The organism is Roseovarius sp. Pro17, assembly GCF_035599575.1.
GTDB lineage: Bacteria > Pseudomonadota > Alphaproteobacteria > Rhodobacterales > Rhodobacteraceae > Roseovarius.
This window is the reverse complement of the sequence record NZ_CP141179.1, coordinates 1,589,637-1,608,754: the sequence shown is the minus strand read 5'-3', so window position 1 is coordinate 1,608,754 and position 19,118 is coordinate 1,589,637. Positions and strand designations below refer to the sequence as shown.

At 61.8% G+C, this 19,118-nt stretch carries 17 protein-coding genes; 15 read left to right on the top strand and 2 right to left on the bottom strand.

Annotation, left to right across the window (positions count from 1 at the left end; genetic code table 11):
* Window positions 1-59 precede the first annotated feature (59 nt).
* Both U3654_RS07805 and U3654_RS07800 read right to left on the bottom strand, forming a co-directional pair.
* Window positions 60-1,331: a VWA domain-containing protein gene (locus tag U3654_RS07805; protein ID WP_324754771.1), complete on the bottom strand. Its 1,272-nt coding sequence runs from the start codon at window positions 1,329-1,331 to the stop codon at window positions 60-62.
* 59 nt (window positions 1,332-1,390) lie between these two features.
* Window positions 1,391-2,299, bottom strand: a complete 909-nt coding sequence (locus U3654_RS07800; protein ID WP_324754770.1) for a MoxR family ATPase — start codon at window positions 2,297-2,299, stop codon at window positions 1,391-1,393.
* 183 nt (window positions 2,300-2,482) lie between these two features.
* On the opposite strand from U3654_RS07800, the gene U3654_RS07795 reads away from it, so the two are divergent.
* The 15 genes from U3654_RS07795 (at window position 2,483) to U3654_RS07725 (ending at window position 18,946) form a co-directional block, all read left to right on the top strand.
* Window positions 2,483-3,478: a phosphoadenosine phosphosulfate reductase gene (locus U3654_RS07795; RefSeq protein ID WP_324754769.1), complete on the top strand. Its 996-nt coding sequence runs from the start codon at window positions 2,483-2,485 to the stop codon at window positions 3,476-3,478.
* 81 nt (window positions 3,479-3,559) lie between these two features.
* Window positions 3,560-4,615, top strand: coding sequence for a dihydroorotase (gene pyrC, locus U3654_RS07790; RefSeq protein WP_324754768.1), 1,056 nt, complete (start codon window positions 3,560-3,562; stop codon window positions 4,613-4,615).
* A gap of 60 nt (window positions 4,616-4,675) precedes the next feature.
* The gene (locus U3654_RS07785) at window positions 4,676-5,350 is read left to right on the top strand and encodes an orotate phosphoribosyltransferase (protein ID WP_324754767.1); all 675 of its coding nucleotides are present in this window, start codon (window positions 4,676-4,678) and stop codon (window positions 5,348-5,350) included.
* Between the two features lie 257 nt (window positions 5,351-5,607).
* A complete protein-coding gene (locus tag U3654_RS07780) occupies window positions 5,608-7,119 on the top strand; it encodes a replicative DNA helicase (RefSeq protein ID WP_324754766.1) in 1,512 nt (503 codons plus the stop codon).
* 118 nt (window positions 7,120-7,237) lie between these two features.
* On the top strand, window positions 7,238-8,278 hold the full coding sequence (gene alr, locus U3654_RS07775; protein ID WP_324754765.1) for an alanine racemase: 1,041 nt from the start codon (window positions 7,238-7,240) through the stop codon (window positions 8,276-8,278).
* Window positions 8,275-9,060, top strand: a complete 786-nt coding sequence (locus tag U3654_RS07770; RefSeq protein ID WP_324754764.1) for an ABC transporter permease — start codon at window positions 8,275-8,277, stop codon at window positions 9,058-9,060. The genes alr and U3654_RS07770 overlap by 4 nt, the downstream gene beginning before the upstream one ends.
* Window positions 9,057-9,803, top strand: coding sequence for an ABC transporter ATP-binding protein (locus U3654_RS07765; RefSeq protein WP_324754763.1), 747 nt, complete (start codon window positions 9,057-9,059; stop codon window positions 9,801-9,803). The genes U3654_RS07770 and U3654_RS07765 overlap by 4 nt, the downstream gene beginning before the upstream one ends.
* 50 nt (window positions 9,804-9,853) lie before the next feature.
* Window positions 9,854-11,221 (top strand): DNA repair protein RadA, encoded by a 1,368-nt coding sequence (gene radA / locus U3654_RS07760; protein WP_324754762.1) that lies wholly within the window; start codon window positions 9,854-9,856, stop codon window positions 11,219-11,221.
* Window positions 11,222-11,241: 20 nt separating this feature from the next.
* Window positions 11,242-11,844 carry a CvpA family protein gene (locus tag U3654_RS07755; RefSeq protein WP_324754761.1) on the top strand — a complete coding sequence of 201 codons (603 nt, stop codon included), beginning with the start codon at window positions 11,242-11,244 and terminating at the stop codon, window positions 11,842-11,844.
* A 3-nt stretch (window positions 11,845-11,847) separates the two neighbouring features.
* Window positions 11,848-12,294 carry a DMT family transporter gene (locus U3654_RS07750; protein ID WP_324754760.1) on the top strand — a complete coding sequence of 149 codons (447 nt, stop codon included), beginning with the start codon at window positions 11,848-11,850 and terminating at the stop codon, window positions 12,292-12,294.
* A gap of 101 nt (window positions 12,295-12,395) precedes the next feature.
* Entirely contained in the window at window positions 12,396-13,877 is a 1,482-nt protein-coding gene (gene purF / locus U3654_RS07745; RefSeq protein ID WP_324755250.1) for an amidophosphoribosyltransferase, read from the top strand.
* An 87-nt stretch (window positions 13,878-13,964) separates the two neighbouring features.
* Entirely contained in the window at window positions 13,965-14,600 is a 636-nt protein-coding gene (gene parA, locus U3654_RS07740) for a ParA family partition ATPase (protein ID WP_324754759.1), read from the top strand.
* A 378-nt stretch (window positions 14,601-14,978) separates the two neighbouring features.
* Window positions 14,979-16,265: a cytochrome c gene (locus tag U3654_RS07735; protein ID WP_324754758.1), complete on the top strand. Its 1,287-nt coding sequence runs from the start codon at window positions 14,979-14,981 to the stop codon at window positions 16,263-16,265.
* Window positions 16,262-16,717, top strand: coding sequence for a (2Fe-2S)-binding protein (locus tag U3654_RS07730; protein ID WP_324754757.1), 456 nt, complete (start codon window positions 16,262-16,264; stop codon window positions 16,715-16,717). Before U3654_RS07735 ends, U3654_RS07730 begins: the two co-directional genes overlap by 4 nt.
* Before the next feature lie 15 nt (window positions 16,718-16,732).
* Window positions 16,733-18,946 carry a xanthine dehydrogenase family protein molybdopterin-binding subunit gene (locus tag U3654_RS07725; protein ID WP_324754756.1) on the top strand — a complete coding sequence of 738 codons (2,214 nt, stop codon included), beginning with the start codon at window positions 16,733-16,735 and terminating at the stop codon, window positions 18,944-18,946.
* Window positions 18,947-19,118: the final 172 nt, after the last annotated feature.

Sequence of the window (19,118 nt, the reverse complement as noted above, 5' to 3'; positions counted from 1 at the left end):
TTGAGGCGATAACGCGTGGACAAGAACAATCGTTCCCCGCGTTTTGCGGGCTCGGCGGATTAGCGCAGGCGCATCAGGCGCGCCTTTTCGCCCGCATGGGCCGGCGCCGCCAACACGCCCGCTAAATCCTCGAGCGTGGCGACCGAATGGCACGGCAGCACGGCATCCACATGCGGCAGCATCGCCGCAATGCCCTGTGCCTTGGGCGCAAAGCCGTCCCAGCGCAGCAGCGGGTTCAGCCAGATCAGCCGCCGCGCTGTCAAATGCAGCCGCTGCATCTGTGCGGCCAGCGCATCCGGTGCGCCACGATCAAGCCCATCGGTGATCAGCAGCACCAAAGCGCCCTGCCCCAGCACCCGACGCGACCAGTCGCGATTGAATGCGGCGATGCAGTCGCCGATGCGCGTGCCGCCCTCCCAGTCCTGCACTTCGCGCCCGGCAGCAGCGAGGGCAGCATCGACATCGCGTGTGGCCAGATGGCGTGTGATATTGCTCAGCCGCGTGCCAAAGGTAAACGCATGGACCTGACCCCAGCCGCCCTTTGCCCCCGCCTCGCTATGCGCGCGGGTGTTGGCAACGGCATGGACGAAATGCAGCACCATGCGGCTATATTGGCTCATCGAGCCAGAGATGTCGCACAGCACCACCAGATCGGGCGGTCGACGGCGTGGGGTGCGTCGGGCGATCTGCGTGATCTCGCCGTCCCGGCGCATTGCGAGGCGCATGGTGCGCGCAGCGTCCAGAACCCGGCCTCGCGCGTCGGTGCCCATCCGGCGCGAGGGCAGCGGCGGCACCGGAAGGGTCAGTTCCGCCAGCATCCGGCGTGCCTGAGCGATCTCATCTGTGCTCATCTGCTCAAAATCGAGAGAGCGCAGACGCTCGCGCGCGGAATGGGTGGCGCTGGCGTCGATCTCGATCAGCGCATCATCGCCGTCGTCGGGCGCATCGCGCTCGGGCGCCTCGGCCCCGTCAAGCAGCGCCTCAGCCGCGCGTTTTTCGGCCGCTTGCGCGGCGCGATCCTCATTCAGCCCGCGCATGGCTGGCAGCAGCATGGCCATCATATGTTCAAGGAAACGCGGATCGCGCCAATAGAGGCGAAAGATCTGCGCAAACACCGCGCGATGTTCGGGTCGCGTCACGCATGTCGCATGAAGCGTCCAGTAGAAGTCTGTGCGCGAGGTAAAACCGGCTGCGGCCACAGCGCGCACTGCGTCGATGATTCGGCCCGTGCCGACAGGCATCCCGGCCCGACGCAACGCGCGCGCGAAATGGGCAATGTTCAGCGCCAGTTTCGGGTTTTCCGGTATGTCGAGGTCTGGGTATTCGGGCATGGCTCAGTGCCGGGGGGTCGCCCCCCGGACCCCCGGAGTAGTTGTGGAACAATGAAAGATCACGCCGGCCCTATGGCGGCGCGGGCGCGCTCGAGGATGCGAGCGGCCTCGCTGCCGTTTAGCTTGGCGATGTCGTCCTGATATTTCAGCAGCGCGCCCAGCGTATCGGCGATGACCTGCGGGCTTAGCGCGACGGCATCCAGCGCCAACAGGCACTTGGCCCAGTCTATCGTCTCGGCGACGCCGGGCTTCTTGAACAGATCCTCGGTGCGCAGGGCCTGAACGAAGGCGACAACCTCGCGGCTGAGTTGTTCGGGCAGTTCGGGGGCGCGAGCGGCGAGGATCTGGGCCTCACGCTCGAAATCCGGATAGTCGACCCATGCATATAGGCAGCGCCGTTTGAGCGCATCATGCACCTCGCGGGTGCGATTCGAGGTCAGGATGACGATGGGCGGCTCGGCGGCCTTGATCGTGCCCAGTTCTGGTATGGTAACCTGATAATCGCTGAGCGCCTCAAGCAGGAACGCCTCAAACGGGGCATCGGTGCGATCCATCTCGTCGATCAGCAGCACCGGCGCACCGCCGGGTTGGGGCCGCATGGCCTGCAAGAGCGGACGTGCGATCAGGAACTCTTCGGTGAAAAGCTGATCCTTGAGCGCCGCGCCGCCCGCCTGCCCGCCCGCTTCGGCAGCGCGCAGGGCGATCATCTGCGCGGTAAAGTTCCACTCGGCCACGGCGCTGGACGCATCCAGCCCCTCATAGCATTGCAAGCGAATTAGACGGCGGCCCAAGGCGGCGGCGATCGCCTTGGCGATTTCGGTCTTGCCGGTGCCGGGTTCGCCCTCCAGAAACAGCGGTTTGCCCAGACGCAGCGCTAGAAAGAGCGCGGTGGCCAGCGCGCGCCCGCACACATACCCCTCGCCCGCCAGCATGGTCTGAACGTCCTCAATATCGCCAACTTGCGTCATCGCCCTGCGCCCTCATATATCTGCCTTGCGCGGCACTGACCGCGTCGCGCATCCTGTCGCGCACCCGGCGCCCTGTCCAGCAAACCACATGGATTTTTCCAAATTCTGCCTGATTTGGGGATTAGACATAACCTTGCTACCCACACAGATGGGTCGCGCCCGTCACATGCAAGGACGATCTACATGAAAGAAGCGCCCAATACCTTCGACATGCCGCTGTCGGGCCTCTCGGACCGTGACGCCTGGCTGGACAGGGTGGCCGAGGTCGCTGGCGACGATGGCTACGTCGAGCGGTTGGGTGCGCGGCACGCGGCAATATTCATTGAAGACAAGCCGACCTTGCTGGTGACCTTCGAAACCCATCAGGGAATCATAGGGCAATCGCGCGACGCGCAGCCGATGGGCTGGGACATGGCCAAGGCGCTGGCATGGTCACATCTGTGCCTCGTGTCGGACGGCGACACATGGTTTCGCGACAAAGCGGTATATGGCTATTTTGATCGGCTGATCGACGACGGTTTCTTTGAGGATTTCGAGCAAGTTATTTTTTATGGCGCTGGCCCTTGCGGCTATGCTGCTGCCGCGTTTTCGGTCGCGGCACCGGGCGCCAAGGTTGTGGCACTGGCGCCGCAGGCGACGCTGGATCCGCGCGTCACGGAATGGGACGACCGCTACCGCCACATGCGCGGGACCTCATTCACCGACCGCTATGGCTATGCGCCCGACATGCTGGACGCCGCCTCGGAGGCGTTCATCCTCTACGATCCCGAAGAGCATCTGGACGCGATGCACGCCGCCCTCTTTGCGCGCAAGGGGGTCACGCTCTTTCGGATGCGTTTTATGGGGCCCGAGCTGGAGAAGGGGTTGATGCGCCTCTCGATCCTCTTTCGCATTCTCGCGCAGGTCAGCGCGGGCAAGCTGGACCGCGTGGCACTTGCGCGGCTCTTTCGCGCGCGGCGGCGCGATGGCGGCTATCAATTTACGCTGCTGCAGCGGCTAAAGGCGGATGCGCGTCCCTATCTGGTGGTTGTCCTGGCGCGCAAGGTGCTGGAGCAGCGCAACGCACGCCCCTTTCGCAAAGCATTGGATGCGGCAATCGAGGTGGCCGAAGAGAGCGGACTCCGCCTGCCCCCACCGCCCCTCCCGGCACCTGAGCCGATCGGCGAAGAACACGAATAGCGGCCCACGCAGGGCTTGGTTAGCAAATCTTGCGTCAGCAATCTCTGGCGCGCCGCGCGGTCGTCGTGTATTGCGCCGGGCATGACCCATCAGTTGACTCTGCGCACCCCCGACGACTGGCACCTGCACCTGCGCGATGGCGCGATGTTGCGCGCCGTCCTGCCCTATAGCGCGGCGCATTTCGCGCGCGCCATTATCATGCCGAACCTCGTGCCGCCGGTCGTGACCGGCGCCGATGCCGTAGCCTACCGTGACCGTATTTTGTCCGCGCGCCCGGCCGGCAGCGATTTTACCCCTCTGATGACGCTCTATCTGACCGAAGAGACCGACGCCGGTGACGTCGCCGCTGCACATGCATCTGGTCTCATAACGGCGGTCAAGCTTTACCCGGCGGGCGCCACGACCAATTCGGCCAGCGGCGTCGCCGATTTTTCGCGCGTGCAGGATGTGCTGGAACGCATGGCCGAGATCGGTCTGCCCTTGTGTGTGCACGGCGAGGTGACAGATTCCGACATCGACATTTTCGATCGCGAGGCGGTGTTCATTGACCGCGTTCTGGATCCTCTGCGCACCCGCGTGCCGGGACTCAAGGTCGTGATGGAACACATTACGACCTCGCAAGGCGTCGATTACGTCAAGGCCCACGACAAAGATCTGGCCGCCACGATCACGACGCATCACTTGGTGATCAACCGCAACCACATCCTCGCCGGGGGTATCCGCCCACATTACTACTGCCTGCCCGTGGCCAAGCGCGAGGAACACCGCCTCGCTCTGCGCGCCGCTGCAACCTCTGGCGATGCGCGCTTCTTTCTCGGGACCGACAGTGCGCCGCATACCGATCCGGCCAAGCTTCAGCCGTGCGGCTGCGCTGGCTGCTTTACTGCGCCCAACACCATGGCGATCCTCGCGCATGTCTTTAACGAGGACGGCGCGCTAGAGTGGCTTGAATCCTTTACCTCGCTGAACGGCCCCGCCTTTTATGGATTGCCGCCAAATGAGGGCACGATCACGTTGCTCAAAGAAGCCCAAGACATGCTCATGCCCACCCATATCAAAACCGAGGACGGCCCGGTCACGATCTTCGATCCTGGCTTCACCCCCGGTTGGCATGTCTCGGATGTGTCTTTTGGCTAAAACACCCTCGCCGAAGGCATCCAATCTCTTTACCCGCCCCGCGCCACAAGGACCGCAAGCATGATCCCCTCCTCCTATCCGCCCGCCGATGAAATCGCCCGCCTGACAGCGCGGATGTTGCTGGAAATCGGCGCCGTGCATTTTAATGCTACGACGCCCTACATCTATTCATCCGGCCTGCCCGGCCCGACCTATATCGACTGCCGCAAGCTGATCTCGTACCCGCGTATCCGCAGCACGCTGATGGATTTTTTGGCGGTGACGGTCATGCGCAACGCGGGGTTTGAGGCGTTCGACAACATCGCAGGTGGCGAAACGGCGGGCATTCCCTTTGCCGCGCTGATGGCCGAACGCATGGCCCTGCCGATGACCTACGTGCGCAAAAAGCCCAAGGGCCACGGACGCGGCGCACGCATCGAGGGCACAATGATCGAGGGCCAGCGCGTGCTGCTGGTCGAGGATCTGACCACTGATGGCGGCTCAAAAATCGGTTTTGTCGATGCGATCCGCGAAACTGGCGCGACCTGCGCACACACCGCCGTCATCTTTTACTACGGCATTTTTCCCGATACGGTTCAGACCCTTGCCGATCATGGCGTCGCGCTGCACCACCTATGCACATGGTGGGACGTGCTGGCCGAGGCCCGCGCGCAAGGCACGTTCGACGACGAGACCCTGCGCGAGGTCGAGGCGTTTCTTAAGGCACCCCGCGCATGGCAGGACGCGCGCGCCTAGGCAGCACCTCTCTCACGTCAAATCGGCTACTAGCCGGACTGTCGCTTACCGGCAACAGGCACAATTCTTTTGCAGGCTGGCTACATCGCGCGCGCAGCAATCCGCGCGCGCAAACACCAGATGTTGACGAAACCATCCTAGAAAACGCAAGATAACGTGCAGGCGGGGCGCCGTGAAATCCACCCACAGGTTTATACAATTTGCACCCGCACGTGGCATCCGTCTATGACGGCACCGCGAGGCAGCCGGAGAGCGACATGAACGAGATCATCAAATTCAACGCCACGGGCAGCGCCGCCGGAGCTGAGGTTCAAAGCCCCGACACGATGCCCCACTCCATCGAGGCCGAGCAGCAATTGCTGGGCGCGATTTTGACCAATAACGATGTGTTTGACCGCATCGCGTCCATCATCGGTCCCCAGCATTTCTACGACCCGGTCCACTCGCGCATCTATGAGACAGCAGCGGCGCGCATCGCCAAGAACAACCTTGCCTCTCCCGTTACCATAAAGGCGTTTATGGAAGAGGACGAAGGCCTCAAGGAGCTGGGCGGACCGGCCTATCTGGTCAACCTCGCGGGCGCGGCCATCAGCACCTATGCGGTGCGCGACTATGCCCAGATGATCTATGATCTGGCGATTCGCCGCGAACTGATAACCCTTGGCCACGACATCGCCGGCAAGGCTGCGCGCATGGAAGTGGACAGCGAGCCAAAGGATCAGATCGTCGAGGCCGAGCAGATGCTCTACAAACTGAGCGAGCAGGGCCAGACGGACAGCGGATTTCAAAGCTTTCTCAAGGCAGTATCAGACGCTGTTAATGTCGCCAACGCCGCCTATCAGCGTGAGGGCGGTTTGGCAGGCGTTTCCACCGGCCTCGTCGATATGGACAAGAAGCTAGGCGGCCTGCACAAATCTGACCTTCTGATCCTCGCCGGTCGTCCGTCGATGGGCAAAACGTCGCTGGCAACCAACCTCGCATTCAACATCGCCAAGGCCTATCGGCGCGGCACACTGCCCGATGGCACCGAAGGATCGGTAGAAGGCGGCGTCGTCGGCTTCTACTCGCTGGAAATGAGCGCCGAACAGTTGGCGGCGCGCGTGCTCTCTGAGGCCTCCGAAGTGCCGTCTGATCAGATCAGGCGTGGTGATTTGACCGAGGGCGAATTTCGCCGCTTTGTCGATGCTGCTAAACAGCTGGAATCCTGCCCTCTTTTCATCGACGACACGCCCGCCCTGCCGATCAGCCAACTGGCAGCACGCGCGCGTCGGCTTAAGCGGACGCATGGTCTGGACGTGCTGATCGTCGACTATCTTCAACTGGTGCGCGGCACCGGGCGTAGCGAGAACCGCGTGAACGAGATTTCCGAGATCACCATGGGGCTCAAGGCGATTGCCAAGGAACTGGACATCCCCGTGATCGCCCTATCGCAGCTGTCGCGGCAGGTTGAAAACCGCGAGGACAAACGTCCGCAACTGTCGGATCTGCGCGAATCAGGCTCGATCGAGCAGGACGCCGACGTGGTGATGTTCGTTTTCCGCGAGGAGTATTATGCCGAGCGCGAAAAGCCGTCGGACGAAAAGCTGGATGAAATGGCCGCTTGGCAGGAACGGATGGAACGCCTGCACGGCAAGGCTGAGGTCATCATCGGCAAGCAGCGCCACGGTCCCATCGGCACGATCGAACTTAGCTTCGAGGGCCGCTTTACCCGCTTTGGCAATCTGGTCCAGCCATGGCAAAACGGCGGCGGCAACGAGCAGGAATTCTGATGCCCGCTGCATTGCGCGCCGCCAGCCCTGCGCGCCGGAAAATTCGGCGAATTTTCTTTGACGACTTACGTGCCTCTTTGGGGTTGACGTGGCGCGCGCCCATGTCACAAGGCCAGCCATGAGCACTGCGACACTTACCATCGATCTGAACGCAATCACCGCCAATTGGTCGGCCCTGTCGTCCATGGGTCGGGCCGAAGCTGGCGCCGTGGTCAAGGCCGACGCCTACGGCCTTGGTGCCGCGCGCGTCAGTCGTGCGCTGGCCAAGGCAGGCGCGCGCACCTTCTTCGTCGCCGTCGCCGAGGAAGGTGCGACTTTGCGTGAATCGCTGGGACCCGGTCCGGTGATCTACGTCATGTCGGGCCATATGGCCGGAGATGCGGACATGCTGGGTGACATGGGGCTCACACCGATCCTAAATTCGCTCGAACAGATGATCCGCCACATCGAGGCTCTGCCGGGCCATGAATTCGGCTTGCAGCTCGATACCGGCATGAACCGTCTGGGGATGGAGCCCACCGAATGGGCTGCCGTGCGCGACATCGCGCTGGCACAGAACCCCCGGCTGATTATCAGCCATCTCGCCTCTGCGGACGTGCGCGACTCGGACATGAATCGCCAGCAACTCGCGCGTTTCCGCGAGATGACGGCAGGGTTAGATTGTCCGCTGAGTCTGGCCAATACGGGCGGTATCGTGTTGGATCGGGCCTTTCATTTCGACGTGACCCGACCGGGGATTGGCCTATATGGCGGGCTACCGTTCGAGGACGCGCAGCCGGTCGTGTCACTCGACATTCCCGTCATTCAGTGCCGTGACGTCGCGGCCGGTGAGGTTGTCGGCTATGGTGGGGCATGGACGGCAGAGCGCCCCAGCCGCATCGCCACAATTGGCGCAGGCTATGCCGATGGCCTGTTTCGCGCACTCGGCGGTCAGCAAACGGCAGTCTGGGCCGAGGATGTGCGCTGTCCCTTTGCGGGGCGCGTGTCGATGGACATGATTGGCATCGACGTGACCGACGCGCCGGGCGATCCCAAGACAGTCTCGCTGTTGGGTCGCCATCAGGGTGTTGATGCGCTGGCGGAGTGCGCAGGCACGATCAGCTACGAGATACTGACCGCGCTGGGGGCGCGTTATGCGCGGCGTTACTTGGGCGGATGACCATGTTCCTCAGCTTTCTAGCGTTCCTCGGGCGGCATGTCTTTGCCGCGCTGGCCGGGGTTGGCCGCGTCGCTCTTTTTGCCGGGAATACCGTGTCGCACCTGCTGCGCCCGCCCTTTTATGGGCGCGAGTTCGCGCAAGCGCTGGTGCAGATCGGCTGGCTGTCACTGCCGGTCGTGGGCCTCACCGCGCTGTTCACTGGCGGCGCGCTGGCGCTGCAAATCTACGCGGGCGGCGCGCGATTTAACGCCGAAACGGTCGTGCCGTCCATTGTTGCCATTGGCCTCACGCGCGAGTTGGGCCCCGTCTTGGGCGGCCTCATGGTGGCGGCGCGCGTGGCATCCTCCATCGCCGCCGAGATCGGCACGATGAAGGTGACCGAGCAGATCGACGCGCTGACAACGCTATCAACCAACCCGATGAAGTACCTCACCCTGCCCCGCGTTCTGGCCGCGACGCTGGCCGTGCCGCTGTTGGTGGGGGTGGGTGATGCGATCGGTATTATGGGCGGATTTCTGGTGGGTGTCGCAAGGCTCGACTTTAACGCCGCGACCTATATGCACAACACGCTGGATTTCCTCGAAGGCTGGGACGTGCTGAGCGGGATGATCAAGGGCGCGGTCTTTGGCTTTATCGTGGCGCTGATGGGCTGCTATTACGGCATGAATTCGGGCCGCGGCGCGCAGGGTGTGGGCCGCGCGACCAAGGCGGCAGTCGTCACCGCGTCGGTGCTGATCCTCGCGTCGAACTATGTGCTGACAGAGGTGTTTTTCTCGGCATGATTACGTTGTCTGACGTCCACAAGTCCTTTGGCGACAACCATGTTTTGCGTGGGGTGGACCTGACACTGAAGAGCGGCAGTTCGATGGTGATCATCGGCGGGTCCGGCACCGGCAAGTCGATCCTGCTAAAGTCCATTCTGGGCCTTGTTGCACCCGATAGCGGCACGATCACGCTGGATGGCAAGGATGTGACGCGCGGCGACCGCGATGCGTTTCTTGCTCGGTTCGGGATGCTTTTCCAGGGCGGCGCGCTGTTCGACTCGCTGCCCGTCTGGCAGAACGTCGCCTTTCGCCTGCAACGCGGCGCGGGTAAAAAACCGGCCCCTGAGGCCCGCGAGATCGCCATCGAGAAGCTTCGCCGTGTCGGGCTGACCCCCGATGCCGCCGACAAATTCCCGGCCGAACTGTCGGGCGGTATGCAAAAGCGCGTCGGCCTCGCCCGCGCAATTGCGGCAGAGCCCGAGATCATCTTCTTTGACGAACCGACCACAGGCCTCGACCCTATAATGTCGGGCGTTATCAACGATCTGATCCGCGAGATCGTCGTCGAAATGGGCGTGACCGCGATGACCATTACGCATGACATGACCTCTGTACGCGCCATCGCCGATGAGGTCGCCATGCTGCATGACGGCGTGATCCAGTGGACCGGGCCGGTTGGCGATATGGACGCATCGGGCGATCCTTATCTCGATCAATTTATCCATGGCCGCGCTGAGGGTCCGATCGAGGCCGTGCGCTGAACCCCCACCTGCCGTTGACGCCCCCGCCCGCTTGGGGCAAGACGCATTCCATGGCGAAAAATCAACAGACATTCACCTGCACGGCCTGCGGCGCGGTCCATAACAAATGGTCCGGGCGCTGCGAAGCGTGCGGCGCGTGGAACACCATTCAGGAGGATACCGGCCTCAGCGCCGGTCCGGCCACAAATTCGCTGGGCGCCAAGCGCGGCACCGGCATGAAGCTGAGCGATCTGTCGGCCAAGGAGACACCTCCGCCGCGCACCAAATCCGGCATGGACGAGTTGGACCGCGTGCTGGGCGGCGGATTGGTGCCCGCCTCCGCGATCCTCGTCGGTGGTGATCCGGGCATCGGCAAATCGACCCTGTTGTTGCAAGCCGCTGCCAGCTTTGCCAAATCCGGGCTGAAAACCATCTATGTCTCGGGCGAAGAGGCCCCCGCTCAGGTGCGCATGCGCGCTGATCGCCTGGGTCTATCGGGCGCCAACATCCAACTGGCCGCCGAGACGAACCTGCGTGACATCCTCACGACCATCGAGTCGGAAAAACCGCAGCTTGTCATCATCGATTCAATCCAGACGATGTGGCTGGACACCATCGGCAGCGCGCCGGGCAGCGTCAGTCAGGTCCGCGCCGCAGCGCATGAGTTGACCAGCTTTGCCAAGCGCAAGGGCGTCAGCGTCGTGCTGGTGGGTCATGTCACCAAGGACGGCCAGATCGCCGGACCGCGCGTGGTCGAGCATATGGTCGATACCGTGCTTTATTTCGAGGGCGAGCGCGGGCATCAATTCCGCATCCTGCGCGCGGTCAAGAACCGCTTTGGCCCCGCCGACGAGATCGGCGTGTTCGAAATGACGGGCGCCGGGCTGGCGCAGGTCACGAACCCTTCGGCGCTATTCCTGTCCGAGCGTGGAAAACCCTCCCCCGGGTCGGTCGTTTTCGCCGGTATCGAAGGCACGCGGCCCGTTCTGTGTGAATTGCAGGCCCTCGTCGCGCCCTCGCCCCACAGCCAGCCCCGTCGTGCGGTTGTCGGCTGGGATGGCGCGCGCCTTGCCATGATTCTCGCGGTCCTCGAATCGCGCGTCGGCATCCCGTTTGCCGGGCTTGACGTCTATCTGAACGTCGCCGGTGGCATGAAAATCACCGAACCTGCCGCCGATCTGGCCGTCGCCGCCGCACTTATGTCTGCGCGGGAAGACGCCGCCCTGCCTGCAGATACTGTCGTTTTCGGCGAAATCAGCCTGTCTGGCGCCCTGCGCCCCGTTAGTCAGACCGAAAACAGGTTGAAAGAAGCGGAAAAACTTGGTTTCACGGCGGCAATCATTCCCGAGGGCGGCAAGCCTGGCGGAAAAAGTGGTCTGAGTCTGACACGTGCGGCGGATCTGATTGGCTTTGTGGGCGACACATTTGGCGCAGGTTAGCGCATAAGGATATTGGCGACATGGACGGCTTTACTATCATCGACGGCGTTGTGGCGCTGGTTATCGTACTCTCGGCGCTCTTGGCCTATTCGCGCGGTTTCGTGCGCGAGGCACTGGCGATCGCCGGCTGGATCGTGGCAGGCATCGTCGCCTTCATGTTCGCCCCACAGGTCGAACCGCTGGTCAAGGAAATCCCGTTCATCGGAGATTTTGTCGCCGATAATTGCGAGCTGAGCATGATCGGCGCCTTTGCCATCGTGTTCGCAATCGCGCTGATCATCGCGTCGCTGATTACGCCGCTGTTCTCGTCGCTGGTGAAACGCTCGGCGCTGGGGGGGCTGGATCAGGGCCTAGGCTTTGTCTTTGGCGTGGCACGCGGCATCCTTTTGGTTGCAATCGCCTATTTCGTCTATGACACGGTTATCTCCTCGCAGAACATCCAGATGATCGACGACAGCCGCTCGGCGCGTGTGTTTGGCCAGATGACCGGCAGTATCGAGGACGGCAATCCCGAACAGGCACTTGGCTGGATTACGGCGCAGTACGAATCGCTTATCGGGAAATGCGACGGCTCTGTCGTCGCACCGGCAATGGATGCGATCACGCCCGCCGCCACTGAGTAATTGATGACCAACCAGATCATCATCGCCACTGTCCTGATGGCTGTCGCGGGCGGCATGGTCGCCTCGCAGGCGCCGATCAATGCCGCCCTCGGTCGCGGCATCGGCAGCCCTATGGGCGCGGCTACGGTGTCGTTTGGCGTTGGGTTTGTCGTGTTGCTGGTGGCCAGCGTCGTCATCGGCGACGGCGCCAGCCTATTGCGAGTCGGCCAAGTTCCGCTGTGGTTGTTGATCGGCGGCGCACTGGGGGCCGTCTATGTCTTTGCCGCGCTCTGGAGCGTGCCGATCCTCGGGGTCGTAACGACGACCTCGCTGATGATTTTTGGCCAGATGGGCGCTGCACTGCTGCTGGATCACTATGGCGCGTTCGGTATTACACAGCAAAGCATCAATCCGATGCGTCTTGCCTCCGCCGCACTGGTGGCCGGCGGCGTGATCCTGTCGCGCTGGTAGCGCACACAATTACGAGATCATGCAGTGACACTTGGCCTCGTAGTCCTTATGTGTGGCACATCTGTGAAAACCGGATTCGGAGCGCCCCTTTGACCAAAATCATGCCGCCCGCCCACCCTTTCGACACCTCGTATCTGCGCGATGACGCAGACGGCGACAAGCTGCGGGAGGAGTGCGGCGTTTACGGCGTCATCGGCGTTCCCGAAGCAGCCAATTTCTGCGCCCTCGGCCTGCACGCGTTGCAACATAGGGGTCAGGAGGCCGGCGGAATCGTCAGCTACGACCCCAGCGTGGGGTTCAACAGTCAGCGCCGTTTCGGCTATGTGCGTGACAACTTTACCAAGCAAAGCCTGATGGAAACGCTGCCGGGCGAATTGTCCATCGGGCATGTGCGCTATTCCACCTCGGGCGGCAAGATGCCGGTGCTGCGCGACGTGCAGCCTTTCTTTGGCGAATTTGCCATGGGCGGCGCGGCGATCGCGCACAACGGCAACATCACCAATGCCGTCGCCCTGCGCAAGGAACTGATCGAACGCGGCAGTATCTTTCAGTCCAATTCCGACACTGAATGTATTATTCACCTGATGGCCCGCTCACTGCAACGCAACATTGTCGGGCGGATGGAAGACGCGCTGCGCCGCGTCGAGGGCGCGTTTTCTATTGTCGCCATGACCCGCACCAAGCTGATCGGCGTGCGCGACCCGCTGGGTGTGCGCCCACTGGTTCTGGGAAGCCTCGGTGATGGCTGGGTTCTTAGCTCTGAAACCTGCGCGCTGGACATTATCGGTGCCAAATACGAACGCGAGATCGCGCCAGGCGAAATGGTCGTCATCACCGCCAAGGGCGGTGTCGAGAGCCACTTCCCCTTCCGCAGGCAAAAGCCGCGCTTCTGCATTTTTGAGCACGTCTATTTCAGCCGCCCCGACAGCATAATCGGTAGCCGTAGTGTCTATGAGACGCGCCGTCAGATCGGGGTGGAATTGGCCAAGGAAAGCCCGGTCGACGCCGATCTGGTCTGCCCTGTGCCGGATTCGGGTGTGCCTGCTGCCATCGGATACAGCCAGGAATCGGGCATCCCCTACGCTATGGGCATCATCCGCAATCAATATGTCGGCCGCACGTTTATTGAGCCGACGGACCAGATCCGCAACATGGGTGTGCGCCTGAAACTGAACGTCAACCGCGCCCTCATCAAGGGCAAGCGCGTGATCCTCGTCGACGACAGCGTCGTGCGCGGCACCACCAGTCGCAAGATCCGCGAAATGATCTTGGACGCCGGCGCTGCCGAGGTGCATTTCCGCATCGCGTCGCCCCCCACTGCCTGGCCCTGCTTTTACGGCGTGGACACCCCCCAGCGCGACAAGCTGTTGGCCGCGACAATGTCCGAAGAGGAAATGCGTGAGCATCTGGCAGTAGACAGCCTCAAGTTCATCTCGCTGAACGGACTTTACCGCGCCGTCGGCGAGTCATCAGGGCGCGACGCCGACAGCCCGCAATATTGCGACGCATGTTTCTCGGGGGAATACCCGGTGAAGCCGACCGATCAGATCGACCAGGGGTTCGAGTTGAAGGCAGCGGAATAAGCGCGCGAGCCGGACGCCAATTAGGCTAGTGCTTTCTGCTGTTGGTTGTGTAATGCTGCGTTGCAGCACTGCATAACGGAGATCGGCATGACCGGCACAGTAATTACAGTTGCCCAGCAAAAGGGTGGCAGCGGCAAAACCACCTTGACTGTGAACCTAGCCGTTAGTCTTGCGGCGCTAGGACACAAGGTTGCCCTCATCGATACCGATCCTCAGGGCAGTCTGGGGCGATGGTTCATGGCCCGCCGGGACCTGATGTCTGACCCCGGCATGGAATTCTCAACCTCCTCGGCATGGGGTGTTGACTATGAGGCCGGCAAACTGGCGGACGCCTATGACTTTGTTCTGGTGGACACGCCACCCAAAGCAGACAGCGATTTACGACCAGCGTTGCGCAAGGCCGCACTGGTGCTGGTTCCTGTTGCAACAAGTCATGTGGACTTATGGGCGACAGAGAGTGTGCTTGACCTCGCGCGGCGGGCCAGCACCCCTGCGATGCTCGTATTGAACCGGACCCGGGTCGGGACCAGACTGGGCGTTGAAATAGCGGAAGAGGCGGCAAAAATCGACGCAGGATTGGCGAACACGACCTTGGCGAACAGAATGCTCTATGCAGAGACACTGGGCCGTGGTCAGGGTGTGCAGGATGCAGCGCCAAAGGGGCCGGCGGCGGTTGAAGTTGAGGCTCTTACCCAAGAAATACTGGCGAATCTAGCGACGTAGTTCGCGGACTTCCCGGTCAAGGCGAATAGTGGGCGTAACCCTAGGTGCCGCCCGCCAAACTCGGCATGTCCTGCAAATCTGCCATCATCTGACGCGGATTCGCGCGACCCGCACCAATGTCTGTTCGGCGCGCTACAAATGAAAATTGGAAATGGGGAGCGCAGGTTTGGAGTATATCCGGAGAACCGTCATATGCGATCCAACACAATCACCGGACGAGCGCGATTGACTATCCTCGCCCATGTGCGATGGTCGCTAACGTCGGGCTGTGAGATGCAGCTTGTTTGGAACCACGTCGGCTAACATGCATTAGTCGGCGCTGCAGATCAAAGAACTTCCTAGCAAACCTTGTGGAAGCTAGACGTTGAAGGAATCACCATGACCAGTAAACGCCTGATGTTTGCCATTGTCGGAGTGCTGGCAGTCGTGGCGGTAATTGTCTTTGCCGTCGTTTGGCAGCCAGAATTGGCCGAGATCGCCGAACGCGACGCAGAGGCCGCAGATCAGTCACAGATTTCGCGTGGATATGATCTGGCTCAACTGGGCAACTGTCAAAGTTGTCACACGGCTGAAAACGGCGAGGCCTATGCAGGTGGCCGTGCCTTGGCGACGCCGTTCGGCACTATTTACACTGTGAACATAACCCCCGATCGCGAGACGGGGATCGGCACTTGGAGCCAGGAGGCGTTCAGCCGTGCCATGCGCAAGGGCGTCGACCGAGAAGGCGCGCATCTCTACCCCGCGTTTCCATATACCCACTTCACCAAAATGAACGACACCGATATTGCCGCGGTTTATGCCTACCTACGCTCGGTTCCGGCGGTGCCCAATGAGGCGCGCGACAACAACCTGCCTTTCCCGTTCAACATCCGGGCGCTGATGGCGGGCTGGAACCTGCTGTTTCTGAACGATGGCGCGCTTGAGCCGATCGATGGGCAGAGCGAGGAATGGAACCAAGGCCGCTATCTGGTCGACGGCGTCACTCATTGTGGCGCGTGCCATACGCCGCGCAACCTGGTTGGGGCCGAGAAATCCTCGGCCGCGCTGGCGGGCGCCGAGATCAACGGCTGGTATGCCCCTCCGCTGGGGGGCGAAGGCGCGCGCGGTTGGACCAAGCCTCAATTAGAGACGTATCTGTCCACTGGCTTTAGCCGCGCTCACGGCGCTGCCGCTGGTCCGATGGGCGAAACAGTGGCCAATCTGGCCAAGGTCGCGCCCGCTGACATATCCGCCATCGCCACCTATGTTTCCAGCCTGACCGACGACGATGCCCCCGCGATATCCGTTGTGGATAACGATGTGCCGGATGACCTCGCCGCAGCGCATGATCTGTGGATCGGTGCCTGCGCCAGTTGCCACGAACCCTCAATGGCGACTGAGTTGGGCGGAACAAACCCATCCTATGGCGTCGCTCTATCGACGGGCTACGCGGCGCACAGCCGGAAACCTCTCAACGTGGTGCGCACGATTGTTGATGGCATCGACAATTATCGCGACATGGGCGGACCCTACATGCCCGGTTTTGAGGATAGCCTGACGACGGATCAGATCGCGGACCTGACACGCTACGTGCGCGCACGCTTTTCGGATGGCGCGGCGTGGGAGGATGTGGGCGACACGGTGCAAGACGCACTCGGAGAACAAAGCGAAGGAGACGGGCAATGAGCGTCAGCATCGAAGTGAACGGAACAAAGCACGACATCGATGGCGATCCGTCGATGCCGCTGCTCTATGCGCTGCGCGACCAGATCGGCCTGCGCGGAGCCAAGTTTGGCTGCGGTTTGGGCCAATGCGGTGCTTGCACTGTCATCGTTGACGGGCGGGCGGTCTATTCCTGCCTTATGCCGATCTCGGCGCTGGCGGGACGCGCTGTCACCACGACCGAGGGACTGCTGGAGGACGGCAAGCCCGGCAAATTGCATCAGGCCTTCATCGACGAGCAAGCAGCACAATGCGGCTACTGCATTTCGGGCATGGTCATGCGCGCGCAGCATCTGCTGGAGCGTAATGCCGATCCGAGTGACGACGAAATTCTCACCGGTATGCAGACCAATCTGTGCCGTTGCGGAACCCATGCCGCCATCATTCGCGCCGTCAAACGCGCCGCCCGAACGTAAGAGGAGACAGCTGCCATGACGTCAATCGTTCAGAACCTCACGCGCCGGTCCCTGCTCAAGGGCGCAGGCGGACTTGTCGTTGCCTTTTCTGTGAGCCGCGGTTTTGGACCGGCCGCTGCGCAGGCAACCGGCACCCTGAAATCCGTCGCAGAGGGTGTCGTCGATTCGTACCTGTCGATCGACGCGGACGGCCTCGTCACTGTCTATAGCGGCAAGATCGACTATGGCACCGGTGTGCGCACCGGCTTTGCCCAGATGGTCGCCGAAGAGCTTTCGGTGCCTCTGGACCGGGTGAGCGTGATCGAGGGCGACACTGCGTTGACGCCGGATCAAGGCCCGACCTATGGCAGCCTTTCAATCGAAGTCGGCGGCAAGGCAATTCGCGAGGCTGCGGCGACCGCGCGCGAGGCGATGCTGGGCGTGGCGGCTGAACGGTTCGGCGTTGAAAAGGACACGCTGGGCATCACTGATGGCGTAATTGGCGGCGGCAGTGACGAGATATCCTACAGCGAATTGTTGAACGGCAAACATTTCTCTCTCGATGTGGATGAGAACGTAAAGCTGAAGGATCCGAAAACCTTCACCATCGTCGGTCAGCCTATCATCCGCGATGGCCTGCCGGGCAAGATCACCGGCGCGTTCCACTATATGCAGGATTTCAAGATTGATGGCATGGCCCACGCGCGCGTTGTTCGCCCGCCAGCCATGGAAGCGACGCTTGATAATGTTGACGAAAGCTCCATTGCGCATCTGCCGGATGTGCAGATTGTGCGTAAGGGTAATTTCCTGGCGGTGGTCGCAGAAACCGAATGGACTGCCGTGCGCGCAGCTCGTGAATTGACCGCGAACTGGACGACCGTGGAAAGCCTGCCGGATCAGGCCGAAATCTGGGACCACGTGCGCCAAACACCCATCGTCGAGGATGACGTGACCAGTGACATTGGCGATATCGACACCGCAAAGGGCGAGCGACAGATATCGGCGACCTATGATTTCGCACTGCACACGCACGGATCCATAGGGCCGTCCTGTTCGGTCGCGGATTTCAGCGACGGTAAACTTGTCAGCTGGTCCTCGTCTCAGGCAACACACCGGCTGCGTCGGCAGTTATCGGACATGTTCTCGATATCGGAAGAGGATATCCGCTGTATCTACATTGAGGGTGCCGGTTGCTATGGTCGCAACGGGCACGAAGACGCGGCAGCCGACGCCGCGCTCTTGTCGCGCGAGATCGGACGCCCTGTGCGCGTGCAATGGATGCGCCATGACGAACATGGCTGGGCGCCGCACGGCCCCCCGACGCTCATCGATCTCAGCGCCCGCATCGACGACGCGGGCGAGGTTTCGGCCTGGAAGGGCGAGTTTTTCATCCCGCAAGGTGCCGGCGGACGCGTGGCGCTTTTGGGCGCGAACCTTGCAGAGTTACCGACGTCACACGACTTGAATCCCGGTGGTATCACCAATGATTCAGCCATCCCTTATGGCTTTGCCAATGTTCGCACGACCTGTCACCGGCTTGAGACGACGCCGTTGCGCCCCTCGTGGATCCGCGCGCCGGGGCGTATGCAGAACACCTTTGCCAACGAATCTTTCCTTGATGAAATCGCCGCCGAACTTGGCGTCGATCCGCTGGCGTATCGGCGCAGTCTGATTGATCAGTCGGACAGCCGCGGTCTGGACGTGCTGGACAGGCTCAAGGAATTCTCAAAATGGGAAGAGCGCCCGTCGCCCCGTTCCCAGCAGGGTGAAACGTCGCTGACCGGGCGTGGTATGGCGTATGTGAAATACGAGCTGAGACGCACCTATGTCGGTGTGGTCGCAGAAGTGACCGTCGACGCCAACTCGGGGGGTATCCGGGTGGACCGCTTCTTTGTGGCGCACGATTGCGGCCAGATCATCAACCCGGCAGGCGTGCGTGCGCAGATCGAGGGGTGCGTGATTCAGACCACCAGCAGAACGCTGATGGAAGATCTGACCTTTGATCGCAAAATGGTCACCAGCCTTGATTGGGCCAGCTATCCCATCATGCGGTTCAAGGACGTGCCCGAGGTGCATATAGACCTGATTGAGCGTCCGGACGATGCACCGTGGGGCGTAGGCGAACCGACAGCGGTGGTGGTCTCTGCCGCAATCTCGAACGCGGTGTTTGATGCGGCGGGTATTAAGCTACGGTCAGTTCCGTTTAAACCGGCAAAGGTGCGCGCGGCACTGGCAGAAATGCGAGGTTAATCCTGCGCGGCCCAAAAGGTATCAAGTTGCCAAGCGCCGTCTGCTGCGGCGTCGCGTCGAAGCATAGCGATTGCTTGTATTATTGGTACGGGCCTTTGCGTCGATGGCGATCCCGCGCAGTATCGTCAAGAAGGCTGACCCTAGCGTAGCAACCCCCAGAGCAGACAGACGC

Coding starts and splice junctions, on each gene's coding strand:
- U3654_RS07725 (WP_324754756.1), top strand. CDS start 16,733: ATGACGTCAATCGTTCAGAACCTCACGCGCCGGTCCCTGCTCAAGGGC.
- U3654_RS07735 (WP_324754758.1), top strand. CDS start 14,979: ATGACCAGTAAACGCCTGATGTTTGCCATTGTCGGAGTGCTGGCAGTC.
- radA (WP_324754762.1), top strand. CDS start 9,854: ATGGCGAAAAATCAACAGACATTCACCTGCACGGCCTGCGGCGCGGTC.
- parA (WP_324754759.1), top strand. CDS start 13,965: ATGACCGGCACAGTAATTACAGTTGCCCAGCAAAAGGGTGGCAGCGGC.
- U3654_RS07800 (WP_324754770.1), bottom strand. CDS start 2,299: ATGACGCAAGTTGGCGATATTGAGGACGTTCAGACCATGCTGGCGGGC.
- U3654_RS07765 (WP_324754763.1), top strand. CDS start 9,057: ATGATTACGTTGTCTGACGTCCACAAGTCCTTTGGCGACAACCATGTT.
- U3654_RS07805 (WP_324754771.1), bottom strand. CDS start 1,331: ATGCCCGAATACCCAGACCTCGACATACCGGAAAACCCGAAACTGGCG.
- U3654_RS07795 (WP_324754769.1), top strand. CDS start 2,483: ATGAAAGAAGCGCCCAATACCTTCGACATGCCGCTGTCGGGCCTCTCG.
- U3654_RS07780 (WP_324754766.1), top strand. CDS start 5,608: ATGAACGAGATCATCAAATTCAACGCCACGGGCAGCGCCGCCGGAGCT.
- pyrC (WP_324754768.1), top strand. CDS start 3,560: ATGACCCATCAGTTGACTCTGCGCACCCCCGACGACTGGCACCTGCAC.
- alr (WP_324754765.1), top strand. CDS start 7,238: ATGAGCACTGCGACACTTACCATCGATCTGAACGCAATCACCGCCAAT.
- U3654_RS07770 (WP_324754764.1), top strand. CDS start 8,275: ATGACCATGTTCCTCAGCTTTCTAGCGTTCCTCGGGCGGCATGTCTTT.
- U3654_RS07750 (WP_324754760.1), top strand. CDS start 11,848: ATGACCAACCAGATCATCATCGCCACTGTCCTGATGGCTGTCGCGGGC.
- purF (WP_324755250.1), top strand. CDS start 12,396: ATGCCGCCCGCCCACCCTTTCGACACCTCGTATCTGCGCGATGACGCA.
- U3654_RS07755 (WP_324754761.1), top strand. CDS start 11,242: ATGGACGGCTTTACTATCATCGACGGCGTTGTGGCGCTGGTTATCGTA.
- U3654_RS07730 (WP_324754757.1), top strand. CDS start 16,262: ATGAGCGTCAGCATCGAAGTGAACGGAACAAAGCACGACATCGATGGC.
- U3654_RS07785 (WP_324754767.1), top strand. CDS start 4,676: ATGATCCCCTCCTCCTATCCGCCCGCCGATGAAATCGCCCGCCTGACA.